This window comes from Crossiella sp. CA198, from assembly GCF_052078295.1.
In the GTDB taxonomy this organism is placed as follows: domain Bacteria; phylum Actinomycetota; class Actinomycetes; order Mycobacteriales; family Pseudonocardiaceae; genus Crossiella.
In genome coordinates this window covers 13,450-30,044 of the sequence record NZ_JBQJIM010000013.1, presented here as the reverse complement: position 1 = coordinate 30,044, position 16,595 = coordinate 13,450, and the positions used below count along the sequence as shown (strand labels likewise).

General features: G+C 67.5%; 19 protein-coding genes. 12 read left to right on the top strand and 7 right to left on the bottom strand.

The window, feature by feature from the left end; genetic code table 11:
• Positions 1 to 67 precede the first annotated feature (67 nt).
• From ACTOWY_RS22040 to ACTOWY_RS22005, 8 genes are all read left to right on the top strand, one after another.
• The gene (locus ACTOWY_RS22040; RefSeq protein WP_185002544.1) at positions 68 to 346 is read left to right on the top strand and encodes a hypothetical protein; all 279 of its coding nucleotides are present in this window, start codon (positions 68 to 70) and stop codon (positions 344 to 346) included.
• Positions 347 to 428: 82 nt separating this feature from the next.
• Positions 429 to 1,229 (top strand): hypothetical protein, encoded by an 801-nt coding sequence (locus ACTOWY_RS22035; protein ID WP_441311551.1) that lies wholly within the window; start codon positions 429 to 431, stop codon positions 1,227 to 1,229.
• Positions 1,230 to 1,266: 37 nt separating this feature from the next.
• Positions 1,267 to 3,180, top strand: a complete 1,914-nt coding sequence (locus ACTOWY_RS22030; protein ID WP_441311550.1) for a fumarate reductase/succinate dehydrogenase flavoprotein subunit — start codon at positions 1,267 to 1,269, stop codon at positions 3,178 to 3,180.
• A 1-nt stretch (position 3,181) separates the two neighbouring features.
• Positions 3,182 to 3,928, top strand: a complete 747-nt coding sequence (locus ACTOWY_RS22025) for a succinate dehydrogenase/fumarate reductase iron-sulfur subunit (RefSeq protein ID WP_441311549.1) — start codon at positions 3,182 to 3,184, stop codon at positions 3,926 to 3,928.
• Positions 3,929 to 4,024: 96 nt separating this feature from the next.
• Entirely contained in the window at positions 4,025 to 4,327 is a 303-nt protein-coding gene (locus ACTOWY_RS22020; protein WP_441311548.1) for an SAV_915 family protein, read from the top strand.
• Positions 4,324 to 4,620 carry a hypothetical protein gene (locus ACTOWY_RS22015; RefSeq protein WP_441311547.1) on the top strand — a complete coding sequence of 99 codons (297 nt, stop codon included), beginning with the start codon at positions 4,324 to 4,326 and terminating at the stop codon, positions 4,618 to 4,620. Before ACTOWY_RS22020 ends, ACTOWY_RS22015 begins: the two co-directional genes overlap by 4 nt.
• Before the next feature lie 5 nt (positions 4,621 to 4,625).
• Complete coding sequence (locus tag ACTOWY_RS22010; protein WP_441311546.1) at positions 4,626 to 5,714, top strand: hypothetical protein; 1,089 nt, start codon at positions 4,626 to 4,628, stop codon at positions 5,712 to 5,714.
• A 16-nt stretch (positions 5,715 to 5,730) separates the two neighbouring features.
• On the top strand, positions 5,731 to 6,525 hold the full coding sequence (locus tag ACTOWY_RS22005; RefSeq protein ID WP_441311545.1) for a hypothetical protein: 795 nt from the start codon (positions 5,731 to 5,733) through the stop codon (positions 6,523 to 6,525).
• On the opposite strand, the gene ACTOWY_RS22000 is transcribed toward ACTOWY_RS22005, so the two are convergent.
• From ACTOWY_RS22000 to ACTOWY_RS21975, 6 genes are all read right to left on the bottom strand, one after another.
• Positions 6,522 to 6,920: a hypothetical protein gene (locus ACTOWY_RS22000; RefSeq protein ID WP_441311544.1), complete on the bottom strand. Its 399-nt coding sequence runs from the start codon at positions 6,918 to 6,920 to the stop codon at positions 6,522 to 6,524. The two genes, ACTOWY_RS22005 and ACTOWY_RS22000, sit on opposite strands and share 4 nt — an antisense overlap.
• Before the next feature lie 76 nt (positions 6,921 to 6,996).
• Entirely contained in the window at positions 6,997 to 7,845 is an 849-nt protein-coding gene (locus tag ACTOWY_RS21995) for a transporter substrate-binding domain-containing protein (protein WP_441311543.1), read from the bottom strand.
• Between the two features lie 67 nt (positions 7,846 to 7,912).
• Positions 7,913 to 8,842, bottom strand: a complete 930-nt coding sequence (locus tag ACTOWY_RS21990) for an amino acid ABC transporter permease (RefSeq protein ID WP_441311542.1) — start codon at positions 8,840 to 8,842, stop codon at positions 7,913 to 7,915.
• Positions 8,839 to 9,525 (bottom strand): amino acid ABC transporter permease, encoded by a 687-nt coding sequence (locus ACTOWY_RS21985; RefSeq protein ID WP_441311541.1) that lies wholly within the window; start codon positions 9,523 to 9,525, stop codon positions 8,839 to 8,841. Before ACTOWY_RS21985 ends, ACTOWY_RS21990 begins: the two co-directional genes overlap by 4 nt.
• A 98-nt stretch (positions 9,526 to 9,623) precedes the next feature.
• Positions 9,624 to 10,436 carry a glutamate ABC transporter substrate-binding protein gene (locus ACTOWY_RS21980; RefSeq protein ID WP_441311540.1) on the bottom strand — a complete coding sequence of 271 codons (813 nt, stop codon included), beginning with the start codon at positions 10,434 to 10,436 and terminating at the stop codon, positions 9,624 to 9,626.
• A gap of 76 nt (positions 10,437 to 10,512) precedes the next feature.
• Entirely contained in the window at positions 10,513 to 11,241 is a 729-nt protein-coding gene (locus ACTOWY_RS21975) for an amino acid ABC transporter ATP-binding protein (RefSeq protein ID WP_247758761.1), read from the bottom strand.
• Between the two features lie 173 nt (positions 11,242 to 11,414).
• Here ACTOWY_RS21975 and ACTOWY_RS21970 point away from each other — a divergent pair, with 173 nt between their 5' ends.
• From ACTOWY_RS21970 to cutA, 3 genes are all read left to right on the top strand, one after another.
• Positions 11,415 to 12,086: a response regulator transcription factor gene (locus ACTOWY_RS21970; RefSeq protein ID WP_441311760.1), complete on the top strand. Its 672-nt coding sequence runs from the start codon at positions 11,415 to 11,417 to the stop codon at positions 12,084 to 12,086.
• A gap of 4 nt (positions 12,087 to 12,090) precedes the next feature.
• A complete protein-coding gene (locus ACTOWY_RS21965) occupies positions 12,091 to 13,494 on the top strand; it encodes a HAMP domain-containing sensor histidine kinase (RefSeq protein ID WP_441311539.1) in 1,404 nt (467 codons plus the stop codon).
• Between the two features lie 385 nt (positions 13,495 to 13,879).
• Complete coding sequence (cutA, locus tag ACTOWY_RS21960; protein ID WP_441311538.1) at positions 13,880 to 14,227, top strand: divalent-cation tolerance protein CutA; 348 nt, start codon at positions 13,880 to 13,882, stop codon at positions 14,225 to 14,227.
• Here the strand turns inward: cutA and ACTOWY_RS21955 are convergent.
• Positions 14,224 to 15,411, bottom strand: coding sequence for a helix-turn-helix domain-containing protein (locus ACTOWY_RS21955; protein WP_441311537.1), 1,188 nt, complete (start codon positions 15,409 to 15,411; stop codon positions 14,224 to 14,226). The two genes, cutA and ACTOWY_RS21955, sit on opposite strands and share 4 nt — an antisense overlap.
• A 751-nt stretch (positions 15,412 to 16,162) precedes the next feature.
• On the opposite strand from ACTOWY_RS21955, the gene ACTOWY_RS21950 reads away from it, so the two are divergent.
• Positions 16,163 to 16,576: a hypothetical protein gene (locus tag ACTOWY_RS21950; protein WP_247764341.1), complete on the top strand. Its 414-nt coding sequence runs from the start codon at positions 16,163 to 16,165 to the stop codon at positions 16,574 to 16,576.
• The last annotated feature ends 19 nt before the right edge of the window (positions 16,577 to 16,595 follow it).

Here is a 16,595-nt window from a genome sequence, read left to right as displayed (position 1 = left end):
GTCACAAGGTCCACTGAGCGGGCAGAGTCTGCGGCACCACCACGACGCGTCGAGGGAGGTGTTCGGTATGCCGGACACGGAACTGGCCGCTCTGCAGCGAGCGATCGGCGATCTCCGCCAGAGTCTGACCCAGCTGCGGCTGCGCTATGGCGACACCACCGCGGTACGGCGGATCGCCAACGATGTCGACCGGCTCGACATCGACGCCGCCGAACTGTCCGCCCTGCCGGTCCCGCGCACCGCGGGCCAACGGGAGATGGTCGTCGTCTCCGACACCCCGTACGACCCCGACCTGTGGCGCGGGGCCGATGACGAGGGCGTCGGCGGCTACCGGGCCCAGGCATAGCGCAGGGCCATCCCGTTTCGGTCGAGACGGAGCACCACCCGCTGACTCGCAACGACGCGGACACCAGCGAACAAGGGACACCATGACGGTTTCCGACAACGCCGCCGGCCGGGCGCGCATCGACGCACGCACGTTGCGCACCGACCGGTGGTGGCTTTCTCCCCTGCTGACCTTCGCCGGACTGGCCACGTTCATCGTCTACGGGCTCGTCCGCACGTTCATGAACAGCGCGTACTGGGTGCCCCAGTACCAGTACCTGGCGCCGTTCTACTCGCCGTGCCTCTCCGAAGCCTGCGTTGAGGGCTCCGCGCACTTCGGCCGCTGGTTCCCCGATCTCGGGTTCCTGATCACGCCGCCGCTGTTCGTGCTGCCGTTCGTGCTCGGCTTCCGGCTGACCTGCTACTACTACCGCAAGGCCTACTACCGGGCGTTCTGGTTCTCGCCCCCGGCCTGCGCGGTCGCCGAGCCGCACGCGAAGTACTCCGGCGAGACCCGGTTCCCGCTGATCGTGCAGAACATCCACCGCTACTTCTTCTACGCGGCCATCCCGATCGCGGGCATCCTCACCTGGGACGCGGTGATCGCCTTCACCGGCAAGGACGGCGGCTTCGGCATCGGCCTCGGCAGCCTGGTCCTGCTCACCAACGTGGTGCTGATCTGGTGCTACACGATCTCCTGCCACTCCTGCAGGCACATCATCGGCGGGCGGCTCACCCACTTCTCCAAGCATCCGGTGCGGTACTGGCTGTGGGGCAAGGTGTCCAAGCTCAACGGCAGGCACATGCAGCTCGCCTGGGCCTCGCTGGCCTCGGTGGGGCTGGCGGACCTGTACGTGTCGCTGGTCGCGAGCGGTGTGCTCACCGACCTGCGCCTCTTCAACTGACCTTCGGGGCATCTGACAGCAAGGAATCAGACACAGCATGAGCGAAGTCGAACGGCACAGCTACGACGTCGTGGTGATCGGTGCCGGCGGCGCTGGCCTGCGCGCGGCGATCGAGGCCAGGGAACACGGCATGCGGGTGGCGATCGTGTGCAAGTCCCTGTTCGGCAAGGCGCACACGGTGATGGCCGAGGGCGGCATCGCCGCGGCCATGGGCAACGTCAACTCCGGGGACAACTGGAAGGTGCACTTCCGGGACACCATGCGCGGCGGCAAGTTCCTGAACAACTGGCGGATGGCCGAGCTGCACGCCCAGGAGGCGCCGCAGCGGGTGTGGGAGCTGGAGACCTACGGCGCGCTGTTCGACCGGACCAAGGACGGCCGGATCAGCCAGCGCAACTTCGGCGGCCACGAGTACCCGCGGCTGGCCCACGTCGGCGACCGCACCGGGCTGGAACTGATCCGCACCCTGCAACAGAAGATCGTGTCCTTGCAGCAGGAGGACTTCGCCGAATCGGGTGATTACGAGGCCCGGCTGAAGGTCTTCGCCGAGTGCACGGTCACCGAACTGCTCAAGGACGGCGACCGGGTCTCCGGCGCGTTCGGCTACTGGCGCGAGTCCGGCCGGTTCGTGCTCTTCGAGACCCCGGCGGTGGTGCTGGCCACCGGCGGCATCGGCAAGTCCTTCAAGGTGACCTCCAACTCCTGGGAGTACACCGGGGACGGGCACGCGCTGGCCATGCGCGCGGGCGCGGCGCTGATCAACATGGAGTTCGTGCAGTTCCACCCGACCGGCATGGTCTGGCCGCCGAGTGTGAAGGGCATCCTGGTCACCGAGTCGGTGCGCGGGGACGGCGGCGTGCTGCGCAACTCCGAGGGCAAGCGGTTCATGTTCGACTACGTGCCCGAGGTCTTCAAGGACAAGTACGCCAAGACCGAGGCCGAGGGCGACCGCTGGTACACCGACCCGGACAACAACCTGCGCCCACCGGAGCTGCTGCCCCGCGACGAGGTGGCGCGGGCGATCAACTCCGAGGTCAAGGCGGGCCGCGGATCGCCGCACGGCGGGGTGTTCCTGGACGTCTCCAGCCGGTTGCCCGCCGAGGAGATCATCCGGCGGCTGCCCTCGATGCACCACCAGTTCAAGGAACTGGCCGATGTGGACATCACCGCGGAGCCGATGGAGGTCGGCCCGACCTGTCACTACGTGATGGGCGGGGTGCAGGTGGATCCGGACAGCGGTCAGTCCAGGGTGCCTGGCCTGTTCGCCGCCGGTGAGGTCTCCGGCGGCATGCACGGCTCGAACCGCCTTGGCGGCAACTCACTGTCCGACCTGCTGGTCTTCGGCAAGCGCGCCGGGGCAGGCGCGGCGTCCTATGTGGAGGGTCTCGGGACGGTGCGGCCTGCCGTGCTCCAGTCCGATGTGGACAGTGCGGCGGAGGCGGCGCTGACGCCGTTCACCGCGGCCGCGGTCGACGGGCCGGTGGAGAACCCGTACACGCTGCACACCGAACTCCAGCAGGTGATGAACGACCTGGTCGGCATCATCCGCAAGGGCGAGGAGATGACCCTGGCGCTGAAGAAGCTCGACGACCTGCGGCAGCGCGCGGCGCACGCCGGGGTCGAGGGCCACCGGCAGTTCAACCCCGGCTGGCACCTGGCGCTGGACCTGGCCAACATGCTGCTGGTCAGCGAATGCGTGGCCAGGGCGGCGCTGGAGCGCACCGAGAGCCGCGGCGGGCACACCAGGGACGACTTCCCGGTGATGGATCCGACCTGGCGGCACACCACCCTGGTGTGCACTGTGGACGGTCCAGGGGTGGCCGTGGGCAGAGAGACGCCATCGTCGATGCGCGAGGACCTGCTGGCGCTCTTCGAGATCGGCGAGCTGCGCAAGTACTACACCGAGGCCGAGCTGACCGGGCATCCGGCTGGCCAGGAAGAGCGGGGCTGAGATGAGCTACCAGGCGCACTTCCGGGTCTGGCGCGGGGACAGCGCGGGCGGCGGTCTCACCGACTTCACCGTGGAGGTCAACGAGGGCGAGGTGGTGCTCGACATCATCCACCGCCTGCAGGCCACCCAGGCCCCCGACCTCGCCGTTCGCTGGAACTGCAAGGCGGGCAAATGCGGTTCCTGCTCCGCGGAGATCAACGGCAAACCGCGGCTGCTGTGCATGACCCGGATGTCCACCTTCACCGAGTCCGAGACGGTCACGGTGACCCCGATGCGCACCTTCCCGGTGGTGCGCGATCTGGTGTGCGACGTGTCGTTCAACTACGTCAAGGCCCGTGAGGTGCCCGCGTTCAAGCCACCGGAGGGCGTGGCCCCTGGTGACTACCGGATGCAGCAGGTGGACGTGGAGCGCTCGCAGGAGTTCCGCAAGTGCATCGAGTGCTTCCTGTGCCAGAACACCTGCCACGTGGTGCGTGACCACGAGGAGAACAAGGAGTCCTTCTCCGGGCCGCGGTTCCTGATGCGCATCGCCGAACTGGAGATGCACCCGCTGGACGCGGCCGACCGGCACCAGGACGCGCAGAGCAAGCACGGGCTCGGGCTGTGCAACATCACCAAGTGCTGCACCGAGGTCTGCCCCGAGCACATCCAGATCACCGACAACGCGCTGATCCCGCTGAAGGAACGGGTGGCGGACCGGCGCTACGACCCGCTGCTCAAGCTGTTCCGCAAGCGCAAGGACGAATGACAAAAGCCGACTCAGCCGGATAATTACCTAAAGTAATGAACCGGTTGCGGAGTGTGCTCACCCCTGCTTCAATCGAGGCCGGGAGGGGGAACACTCATGCCGGAGACGGGCACACCGCTGCCACCGGAGTTCCCGCCGATCCTCTACCTGCCGTGCGCGGAGGCGGAGCCGGTCGACGGGAACATCACGGTGCAGATGCGCGAGACCAGGGACGGCCGGACCGCGCTGCTGGCCTACTCCGCGCTGGACCGGCTCGTCCGCTGCTGCGGACCGGGGCAGCCGTGGGTGGTGGTGCCCACACCGAATCTGGAACGCCTGCGCCAGAGCAGGCCGTTCGAGCTGGTGCTGCTGGACGTGGCCATACCGGAGGACCGCCGCCACGGCGGTGGCGCGTCATGACCGGCGGCCGGGCGCTGGTCGACCACGGCGTGCTCGACGGCATCGCCCGCACCCTGCGTCAGACCAGCGCCGAGGTGGACGGCCTGGCCGGTTCGGTGCCGGGCGCCCCGGACGCGGGCAACGCCACCGCCGTGGTGACCGGCATGCTGGCCCGGTTCCTGGACAACGCGGGCCAGCTCATCCTGGGCGCGGCGGGGGCGGCCGATCAGGTGGCCGCCGGAAACGCCGACTACGCCGGGACCGATGCCCAGGCGGCCGATGAGGTGCGCGGCGACCGCAACCGGCCGAGGTGAGCCGGATGCCCATCGACACCAGGGTGCCCGGCCGGCCGGACAGCGTGCGCGGGGTCGCCCATTGGCTGCGCTCGTCCTTCGGCCGGACGGTCGCCGAGGCGGCTGGTCAGCTCTACCGGGCGCGCAACAGCGCTGACGCGGGCTGGCGGGGAGCGGCGGGCGAGGCGTTCCGGGGCAGGCTCACCGGCGGGGCGCGCAAGGCCGACGAGCTGGCCACCGGCGCACAGCAGGCAGCACAGCGACTCGACGACTACGCCGCCGGGTTGAACCGGGTGCAGGAGGACATGGCCCGGATCCGGGCCGAGGCGGCCGTGGCGGGGTTGCGGGTGGACGGGGACCGCGTCCACGAACCCGATCCGGGCGCCGATCCCCGGCAGGCGCTCGCCTACCGCACGGCGGTCGCCGCGGCCGAATCGGCGCGGCGGGCGCAGAAGTTCGTCGAGGACACCTTGGTCAACGCCTGGAACGACGTGCGCACCAAGTGGTTCATCACCGTCGGCGACCTGGTCAACGGCGGAGTGGACGGCCTGCGCACGGCCGCGGCCTCAGCCATGCTGCGTGAGTCCGGCCGGCTCTCCGACGAGGCCGCCAAGTTCACTAAGTTGGCCGCGGCGGGCGACGGGATCAACTCCGGACTCCTCTACCGCGACGCTGACACCGCGGCCGCTTTCCGGCAGCGGGCGGCCGAACTGGCCAAGGGCGGTGCCGACACCAAGGTCGCCGCGGGGCGCACCGGACTCAAGGTCGGCGGCGCGCTGGCGGCGGCCGGGATCGTCTACGACATCGCGGTGACCGACAAACCGGTCGGCCAGGCGGTGGTCTCCGGCGCGGCCGGGTTCGCCGCCTCGGTGGCCGCCGGAGCCGCCACCGGCGCCGCGGTCGGCACGCTTGTGCCGGTCCCTGGGGTGGGCACCGTCGCAGGCGCGGTGGTGGGCGCCGCGGTGGGTGTGTTCACCTCTGGCGCGATCGACTCGTTGTACCAGAACGGGATCGGCGCGATCGGGGACGCGGTGGAGGCCGGTGCGCAGGCGGTGGCGAACACGGGCAAGGCGATCGGCGATGCGGTGGGCGATGTCTTCGACGCCATCTTCTGAACCGCTTCCCTGGCCGGTGGAATGGCGACCGGCGCGCGGGCGCTGGTACCTGGCCCTGGGCTGGCTGACCTTGCTCGCGCTGGTGTCCTTCGGCTGTGCGGCGCTGATGTGGGGTGGGGAGTTCGATCCGGCGGTCAAGTACTTCGTGGTGTTCGGACTCGTCTTCGCGGTGACCGTCGTGGTCGGCTACGACAGCAGGGTCCGGCGGCGACGCGGCCAGGCGCGCGGTGTGCGCACGGCGCTGGATCTGACCGGGCGGCAGGGGACCGCGTTGCCTTATTCCTGGCTGGGGTTCACCGGGTCCACACTGCTCATGGTGCTGCTGGTGCTGATCTTCGGGCTGGCCGCCTACGACCTCGGGCGCAGTCCGGAGGTCACCGCCCCCGCCGCGGCCGCCGGAGTTTTCGGCGCGATCGCGCTGTTCCTGCTGACCTATCCGGCGCAGGTGCTGACCCGGCGGATCGTGCGCGGGCGGCTGCTGCTGACCCCGGACGGTGTCGAGCACCGCAGCTGGGGTTTCCGGAGCAGGCTGGGCTGGGACGGGGTGCGGCTGGTGACCGCGGTGGCCGGGGACGGGCCCGAGGTGTGGGTGCGGGCCTTCGACAACCGGATCGAGCACCAGCGGATCGCCTGGCTCTGGGGTGGCAGGCCACCGCGGGAGCCCGGGGTGCTCATCGAGGGGCGGATGCTGGGCGTGGATCCGGTGCTGGCGTACCGGATGCTGGACTTCTACGCCGCCCGGCCGGGGCTGCGGGCGGAGCTGGGCACGCCGGCCGCGGTGCGGCGGGCTCGGGCGGGGGAGTTCGACTAACGTTTGCGGGCCTGGGTGTGCGGGCCGATGACGGTGATGGTGCCCTTGCCGGCCGGCGCCGCCTCGGTGGCGGCCAGCTTGGTCAGCTCGGCCAGGCTGATCCGGACCCCGGTCAGGCTCAGCGCGAGGCTGGCGTGCAGGGCGTCGCGGAGGTGGTCGTCGGTGATGGACTCGATGGCGGTCAGACCCTCGCGGAAGCAGGCCTGCCGTTGGCGGTCGGCGCGGCGCAGGAAGACCAGGCCGAGCGCGACCGCGCCCAGACCGGCCAGGGCGGTGGCGCCCGCGCCGATCAGGCGGGCCGGGTCGCCGAGGTAGAGCGCCAGGGCGACCGCGATGGTGGCGAAGCCGATGAGCAGGCTGACCTGGCCCAGCGGGGTGTACCGGTCGGGACGCATGTCTCCAGGGTCGCCCCTGGTGCGCCCGTTGTTAACCCGGATCACCGCTGGTGATGAGTTCGAGAGCCGACCGTGACTACTTCACGCTCGGCGGCGCGGGCGCGGGCGAGCCGAAGCTCTCCTGGTACAGCTTCGCCCAGGACCCGTCACTGATCGCCTTGCCCAGCACCTCCACCAGCTTGGCGCGCAGCGCGCGGTCCCTGGCCGGGATGCCGACGAAGTAGCCCTCGGCGCCCAGGTTCCGGCCGAGCACGGTGAAGGCGCCGTTCTCCGCGGCCGCGTAGCCGCGCAGCACCAGGTCGTCCCCGGAGAAGGCGGTCACCGCGCCCGAACGCAGCGCGCTCACACAGGCGTCGCCGTTGCGCTCCTCGACGAGGTTGGCGCTGACCGCGCGGGCCTTCTCCGCCGCGCCCGACTCGGCCACCACGCACACCGGCTGACCGGGCGCGACCGAGCCGGTGCCCTTGCGGGTCAACAGGTCCTGGTGCACCGGCAGGTACGGGCCGACCAGGCCGATCTGCGGCTGCTTGCTGGCCTTGATGCCGCCGAAGGCCAGGTCCACGTCGCCACTCTCCAAAGTGGACAGACGGGTGGCCGCGGTGGTGCTGCGGAAGCGCACCGAGTCCTTGGGCAGCCCGAACCCGGTGGCGATCAGATCGGCCAGCCGGATGTCGAACCCGCTGTGCTTGCCGCCGTCCTGGTTGTACTTGCTCACGCCCGGCAGGTTGTCCGCCACCCCGACCACCATCCGCCCGCGGGCTTTGATCTTGTCGATGGTGGGGGAGCCGCTGGCCTGCTCGGAGGTCGGCGGGATGGAGACGCTGGTGGCGGTGCCGCCGGGGGTGGTGCCCGGGGCGGGGTCCGCGCCGCCGCAGGCGGTCAGGACGAGGAGACCGGTCAGGGCCACGAGGGCGATCCGCTGCACCGGCCCAGCCTAACGGCGACGGCCCGCCCCCGGGGTGGGGACGGGCCGTGGTCGAGCTTCGCGGCGGCTAACCCACGCCGCCACCAGCTTCGCCGGTGCGCATGCCGGTGGCCGCCATCGGGTCCGGGCCGGTCGGCTGCTCCAGGTGATCGGCCTTGACCCCGCGCGGCGGGCGGCTACGCCGGGACATCCGCTTCTCCAGCACCAGGGCCACCCAGCTGAGCAGGCTGTTGAGCGCGATGTAGATCAGCGCGATCACGATCATCGTCTGGAGCACGTTGTTGTTGTACTCGTTCGGCAGGATCCGGAACTGGCGCATCAGGTCGGAGAAGCTGAGCACCGCGCCGCCGAGCGCGGTGTCCTTCACGATCACCGCGACCTGGCTGACGATCGCGGGCAGCATCAGCGTCACCGCCTGTGGCAGCAGGATCATCCGCATGGTCTGCGTCTTGCGCATGCCCAGCGCCATGGACGCCTCGGTCTGGCCCTTGGGCAGGGACAGGATGCCCGCGCGCACCACCTCGGCCAGCACCGAGGCGTTGTACAGCACCAGGCCGGTGACCACCGCGAACAGCGGCCGTTCCTCCCGTCCGACGTCGGTGAAGGCCGCGTAGAACTCGTTGGCGAAGACCATCAGTAGCAGCACCGGGATGGCGCGGAAGAACTCCACGACCGTGGCGGCAGGCACTCGGATCCACACGTGGTCGGACAGCCGCAGGATGCCGAAGAGCGCGCCGATGGGCAGCGCGATCAGGAGCGCGAGCGCCGCGGCTTTGAGCGTGTTGAGCAGGCCGGGCAGCAGGAACGTGGTCCAGACCGTGCCTTCGGTGAAGAACGGGGTCCACAGTTCCGGCCGCAACTGGTCCTTGGCGCCGAGCTGGACGAAGATCCAGTAGAGCACCGCGAGCAGCACCACGGCGAAGATGATCGTGTAGACGACGTTGCGGGCCTTGGCCTTGGGGCCGGGCGCGTCGTAGAGAACCGAGGGGGCGCTCATCGCTTCACCGCCACCTTCCTGCTGACCCAGCCGAGCACCAGCCCGGTCGGCAGCGTGAGCACCACGAAGCCCAGCGCGAAGATCGCGAAGACCAGGATGATCTTGTCACTTTCCTTCTCGATCATGTCCGACATCAGCAGCGAGGCTTCGGCGACACCGATCGCGCTGGCCACCGTGGTGTTCTTGGTCAGCGCGATCAGCACGCTGGCCAGCGGGGCCACCACGGCGCGGAAGGCCTGCGGCAGCACCACGATGCCCAGTGTCTGGCCGAAGCCCAGGCCCAGCGCGCGGGAGGCCTCGGCCTGCCCGACCGGCACCGTGTTGATGCCCGCCCGGATCGACTCACAGACGAAGGTCGAGGTGTAGATGACGAAACCGAGCACCGCGAGCCGGAAGTTGTTGGTGTCCAGGAAGGTCAGGTCGCCGGGCAGCTCACGGGCCAGCTTCAGGCCCAGCACGTTGTACAGCGCCAGCGACATGGCCAGGATGATCAGCGTCAGCGGGGTGTTCCGGATGATGTTCACATAGGCCGTGCCGAACGCCCGCATGATCGGGACCGGACTGACCCGCATACCCGCGAGCACGGTGCCCCACACCAGGGAGCCGATAGCCGAGTACACGGTGAGCTGCACGGTGCCCCAGAAGGCGCCGAGCACGTCGTACTCGCTCAGGAAGTCCAGCATGGTCTCCTCGACCTATGACTTGGGGAAGACGATGGTGAACGGGGTGCCGGGCACGGACATCGCCGTACCCGGCACCCCGGGCTCAACTAGAGGTCAGCTCACTTCTCGGTCAGGGCCGGCGGCTCGCCGATCTTGAAGATGGAGCCGAGGTTCTTCTCGATGGCCTTCTTCCACTCGCCGGAGGAGTAGAACTTCTCCACCGCCTTGGCGATGTCGGCCTTGCGGGCGTCGCCCTTCTTCAGGCCGATGCCGTAGTTCTCCGTGGTGAAGGTCTTGCCGACCAGCTTGTACTTGCCCGGCTGCTTGGCGGCCAGACCGGCCAGGATGGTGGCGTCGGTGGTCAGCACGTCGATGGTGCCGGTGTCCAGACCGGACAGGCACTGGGAGTAGCCGTCGACCTGCTGCAGCGACGCTTCCTTGGCGAACCGGGTGACCACCGTGTCGGCGGAGGTCGAGCCCTTCACTGAGCACAGCTTCTTGCCGTTGACCGACTCGGGGCCGGTGATCGCGGTGTTGTCCGCCTTGACCAGCAGGTCCTGGCCGGTGACCAGGTACGGGCCGACGAAGTCCACCTCGGCCTTGCGCTTCTCGGTGATCGAGTAGGTGGCGGCGATGAAGTCGACGTCACCCTTCTTCAGCAGGCTCTCCCGGTCGGCCGACTTGGCCTCGACCCAGTTGATGTTCTTGGCGTCGACGCCCAGCTCCTTGGCGACGAAGGTCGCCACGTCGACGTCGAAGCCCTCGTAGCCGGTGCCGGTCTTCTGGCCCAGGCCGGGCTGGTCGAACTTGATGCCGACCGTGAGCTTCTTGTCGCCGCCACTGCCGGCGTTCCCGCCGCCACCGCAGGCGCCGAGGAGGGCGACCGCGGCGGCAACGGCCACACCCGCCTGGAGGACTCGGGTAACGCGCATCTGCTGTCCCTTTCGGATCATCTCAACTACGAGGCGGCTGCCTCGCCCGTTCATCTCGCTGGGGCGCCAAAGCGTTTCAGTGAGTGAGGATCTTGCCGAGGAAGTCCTTGGCCCTGGCCGAGCGCGGGCTGGTGAAGAACTCCGTCGGGGTGGAGTCCTCCACGATCTCGCCGTCGGCCATGAAGATGACCCGGTCCGCGGCCTTGCGGGCGAAGCCCATCTCGTGGGTGACCACGAGCATGGTCATGCCGTCCTTGGCCAGCGTGGTCATCACGTCCAGGACCTCCTGGACCATCTCCGGGTCCAGCGCCGAGGTGGGCTCGTCGAAGAGCATCACCTTCGGGCGCATGGCCAGCGCGCGGGCGATGGCCACCCGCTGCTGCTGGCCGCCGGAGAGCTGGGCGGGGTGCTTGTCGGCCTGGTTGGCGATGCCGACCCGCTCGAGCAGTTCCATGGCACGCTGCCGCGCATCGGTCTTGTTCAGCTTGCGCACCTTCATCGGGGCGAGCATCACGTTCTCGAGGATGGTTTTGTGCGCGAACAGGTTGAACTGCTGGAACACCATGCCGACGTCGGCGCGCAGGGCGGCCAGCTGCTTGCCCTCAGCGGGCAGCTGCTTGCCGTCGACCTCGATGATTCCGGAGTTGATCGGCTCAAGCCGGTTGATGGCCCGGCACAGCGTCGACTTGCCGGAGCCGGAGGGCCCGAGCACGACCACGACCTGGCCCTTGGGCACCTCCAGGTCGATGTTCTTCAGCACGTGCAGCGGCCCGAAGAACTTGTCCACGCCCGCCATTCGGATCATCGGCGGAGTGTGGGCGGCCGAGGTCATCAAACCTCCATAGTCGGCAGAACACGGGGTGGTGGACGATGGCGGAAACCTAGGGGTCGGAAACCACACCAGTCCAGGGCACTTGAGTAAGACTTAGGGTCTCAACTCTGTCACGGATGAGCCACGTGAGTCGGGAGGCACCACACGTGCGGGTACTGCTGGTCGAGGACGACGACCGAGTGGCCGAGGCTTTGGAGCCCGCGCTGACCAGGCGCGGCATGGCTGTCACCCGCCTGCCCTCGGGCAAGGGCGTGCTGGAGGCGGTGGGCAATGTCGACGTCGTGCTGCTGGATCTCGGGCTGCCCGACGTGGACGGCTTCGTGCTGTGCCGGGCGATCCGGGCGGCCAGCGATGTCGCGGTGATCGTGGTGTCGGCGCGCGGGGAGGTCGACGACCGGATCCTGGGCCTGCACTCCGGGGCCGATGACTACCTGGTGAAGCCGTATGACATCGGAGAGTTGGTGGCGCGGGTGCACGCGGTGCGCAGGCGCCGCGGCGAGGGCAGCGGCACCCCGGGCGCGGCGCTGACCTTCGGCGATGTCGAGGTCCACATGGGACGGTACGAGGTGACCGTGGCCGGCGCGCCGGTCGCGCTGTCCCGTAAGGAGTTCCAGATGCTGGCCATGCTGGCCCAGGCCCGCGGCGCGGTGTGCACCAGGGAACGGATCATCGCCGAGGTGTGGGGCCGCAGCTGGTCCGGGGCGAACCGGACCCTGGACGTGCACATCGCCACCCTGCGCACCAAGCTGGGCCGCCCGGATCTGGTGGAAACCGTGCGTGGCGTCGGTTACCGTCTGGCCAGTCCGGCGGAGGGCTGAGCGGATGCGGTCCAGGCTGCTGGTCATCGTGCTGTCGCTGGTCATCCTGGTGCTGCTCGGCCTCGGCGTGCCGCTGGCGCTGAACGTGGCCGGGATCGAGCAGCAGCAGCTGTTCCTGGACCGGGTCGGCGACACCAGCCGGTTCGCCAGCCTGGCGCAGAACCCGCTGCTGGCGGACAAACCGGACCTGATCCGGCCCGAGTTGCAGCGGTATCACCAGGTGCACGGCATCTCGGTGCTGGTCACCGACCGGGAGAACCATTTCCTGGTCAGCTCGGACGACTCGATCAAGGTCGGCGACCCGCGGATCGCGGACCGGCTCAAGCTGGCCCTGGCCGGCCGGGTGCCGGAGACCGAGAACGCGCTGATGCCCTGGGACAGCACCCCGCTGGTGCTGGCCGAGCCGGTGCGGGTGGGCGGCGAGGTGCGCGGCGCCGTGGTCACCGTCTCGCCCACCGATGCCAGCAGGCTGCGGGTGCTGGTGTGGTGGGGCGTGCTGGCACTGGCCAGCGTGGCGGTGCTGTGCCTCGGCGTGCTGCTCGCGCTGCCCATCGTGCGCTGGACGCTGCGCCCGGTCCGCCGCCTGGACGAGGCCACCGGCCGGATGGTGGCCAGCGTGGTCAGCGGCCGCCCGGTGGAACCCGTTGGCGGCGACACCGGCCCACCCGAGCTGCGGCACCTGACCCGCTCCTTCGACCAGATGGCCGCCAGCGTCAGCGATGTGCTGGCCGCCCAGCGCGCCTTCGTCGCCGACGCCTCCCACCAGCTGCGCAACCCCCTCACCGCGCTCCGGCTACGCCTGGGCAACCTGGAAGGGCACGTGCACGAGGACTCCGTCGACCAGCACAACGCGGCGATGGAGGAAACCATCCGGCTCAACCAGATCCTGGACGAGCTGCTGTCCATGGCCCGCGCCGAGGCCAGCTCGGTGGAACCGGTGCCCGCCGAGGTGGACGCGGCGGTGGCCGAACGGGTGGACGCCTGGCGGGTGGTCGCCGCGGCTCGCGGCATCGCACTGTCCACCCGGACGGAACCGGAGCTGTTCGCGCTGGCGCCGCCGCGGGGGGTGGAGACGGTGCTGGACGCGTTGCTGGACAACGCGCTGAAGTTCAGCCCGGACCGGTCCTCGGTGGTGGTGAGCGCGGAGCAGTCCGGGGAGATGGTCGTGCTGACCGTGCGCGACCACGGCCCCGGCCTGACGGCGGAGGAGCTGGACCGCGCCACCGACCGGTTCTGGCGCTCACCCAGCCACCAGAACATCACCGGCTCCGGGCTGGGACTGGCGATCGTGCGGCGAGTGGTGGAGCGCGCGGACGGCTCGGTCCGCCTGGACCTACCAGACGGCGGCGGCCTCGCCGTAGTCGTCAAACTCCCAGCCCTCGACCCAGGCCCAGACGAACACACCTAACCCTCCCCGGCGTGTTGGCCGTTGTCGTACGCCGAGTTGGCGGAACCGCTTTTGGCACCCATATCGTTACCTGCGACGACACGTCGAAGCAGCGCCCAAAGCGCCGCTGACGTGGCTCTAACAGGGGGGCTGACGGGGTAGGGCGGCAACGGCACAGTAGTGGGCATCCTGGGCCCGCCGCACTGCGGCGGAGGGGGTAGGGCACCGACGGCAAGTCATGGCAGGTCCCGTGGAGGTTCTGAGGCGGTTGCCGATTCAGAACACGCGGGTCGTTCTCAATCCTACCTGCCTCATGCCTCATGCCTCGGGCAGCCAGCAGCAACGTGCCGTCCGCATGCAGCGGACGTGGATCAGTGCGGGTCCGTGCGTAGCCTTCGCTGTGATCATGGCCGGTATGCTGGAAAGTATGTCTGGCTATCTTCAAGTAACGACTGTCGCCGACTCCGCAGACACAGCAGCGAGTCTGGCTCGATCTGCGGTCGCTGCACGATTGGCGGCTAGTGCTCAAGTAGTTGGGCCTGTTACTTCCGTATTTTGGCATCTCAATGAACTAGGAGAGGGCCAGGAATGGAAGGTTGAGTTCAAGACTACCTTGGCAACCTATGAAGCACTCCAGCGGCATCTGCTTTCTGAGCACCCTTGGGAAAATCCTGAGATTACGGCCGTTGAGATCACGAAGGGCACCGACCGCTACTTTGATTGGCTGGATCGAACAATCGGCCATCAAGGTTAAGTGCGCAGCTTCTCAAAGAGTTGAACCACAGGACCCGAATCCTTGTAGATTCGGAGCTTCTGCAACGTCTTGTTGATTCGATTCATGGGACGAACAGAACCGACACCTTGTGCCAAAGTCATAGATTTCTGCACCACAGAAACCGCACGCTCGATTTCCTGAGCATCAATAAGTGCATCAGCTAGCGATGTCATGTACAGAGCCTTGTCGCGAGCATGCGTGTCGTCAACGCGCCCTAGGGCATTCTCCAAGACAGAGACTGCCCTCAAAGGCTTCCGCAGCTCAGCCCAGCACCTTCCGGCCATGATGTCGATCTCGTTCTCGTCTACCCAGAAAACCCAATCTGGTTCCGGGCGATTGTCTTGATGATGCAAGGATGCCTTGGCTTCTTCGAGTGATTCTTCGGTGGCTTGAAAGTCACCAGCTGAGGCATGTGTCCATGCTTTTCGCTCAAGCAATAGAGCCTTCACTCTCGGGGTGGCGTCCCTTTTTGCGGCCGAGAACGAAGCCTCCGAAAGTTCGACATTAGGCTTGGAGATGCTAATTTCTTGATAAGCAAGAAAGGCAAGAGCGTTGCCCGCAAGTGCCCCATTCTCTACCTGCTTCGCGGCGCGCAAACTGTCATCATAGTGCCGCTTTGCCTCTATGTGCATTCCGGCGTCAAACGCTGCCCATCCGGCAAGTTGAGCTTGTTCGGCAATGACTTCGACAAGTTTTGCATGAACGGCTGGAGTGCAGCTAGCACTACGCACGTAATCAACTGTTGAAGCCAGTTCGGTCGCGTAGAGATTGTAGGTATCGCGGCCACCTAGATAGTTGTCCAAGCGACGCATGCGAGCAGTCCGGTCAAGCAAGTGACGACAATCGCGCTCTTCGGCCCTGAGTGAAGGCGGGGGCCACATCGGCGTGGCCATGTTCAACACTACGCCGCCCGCCATTCCCATAAATTCACGCCTGTCCACGTCGGCATCCCTATCATCTTCGAGAAGCAGTGCTTCCAAAACAGTCAGGGAAACTTTCAATAGACTAGCTAGCCTGGGTCTCCGATAAGCTAGGGGCTCGACTTCTCCAGACTCCCAGCGGCGCACGGTGGCACGATCCACCTTCATTGCCACAGCCAGTGCTTCCTGCGTGAACCCGGCAGCCTTGCGCGCCCTGATGAACTTCGCGCGTCGTACATCCATTGGGGTGACCTCCTGGCGCTTTGTTCATCTGACGTGCTGACGCATATGTCCACAGTCTACCCCATACAAGCACCACGAACGCACCAACAGTGCGCCATTTCCGCACTGTTACCTCGGGTTTCCTCTCTGTAGAAAGTTGTAGCACGAATTCATGACAGACAGAGAGTGTAGCCGCAGCGAAGACCCTTGATCCGGAACCCAGTAGAGAACTTGTTCCCGACATCGAGGATAGGCAGGGATGGGTGCGGTCCGCCATCTCCAGACTGCGTATGCGCTCTCGCTTCGTATAGAGGGCGCGTAGATCGCGCCGGGGAGGCGACTCCTATGGGAGAGTCCGAGGTCCAGCAAAGGTCAGAAATCCGAAGAGCCACGGAGCTGACGTGCGCTCGGGGTGTTGCGCATTTCGTGACCGCCACTGCACTAGCTGACGGACTGGCCGGAGAACACGGCGACTTTGTGGGGCTCTGCGGCCATTCTTTCCATGCGGCAGCCATGATCACACCTCCCGGCGTGCTGTGCGCGGAATGCAATGCTGTGCGGACCTTGCGCAATGTGGTCACCTCCACCGCGACTGGACGCCACGCCCGACAGTCCTTGCTTCATCGGTGTGCCAGATTTTTGCGGCGTCGTCTGTTCTTGCAGCCCGAGGACTTTGATCCCTATCTCCCGGTCAGGTTCATCTCCGGAAATCGCAAGGGGCGAGAATGAGCGCCGCCGAGTGGGATCGGGATCAGAATGAGCGGCGAGCGGCATGAACATTCAGGCTTCTGATCCCGTTGTCCATGTCGGCGTAGTGGTGTCCGCCGAGACGCCAGTTGGCATGCCGATCGTGCACGTGGCCACGATTCCAAAGGAGATTTACCACTCGCAAAGGGGCGGTCTTCTCCCAGAACGCGTCGCGCTCTGCTGCTCCAGAAACCTCGCTCGCGCATGCGTCGAAATGGTCACAGTCGAGGCCACCTCGGTCATGTGCCATGAATGCGTGCTCGCAGTTCCGGAAGAACACTGGGACTGCCTGCCCGTGGCCTACCGCGACAAGACTTTTCGCATCACTGTGGCCCGGATGGCTAACGAAGCTTGCGGCACTGACCACTACAAGGCGCTCTGGCTGTTTCGGCAGTCCCTGGCCCAGCCGGTGCGAGGTGACAACGGTGGGGACAAGTGAATACCCGACCGGGCAACTC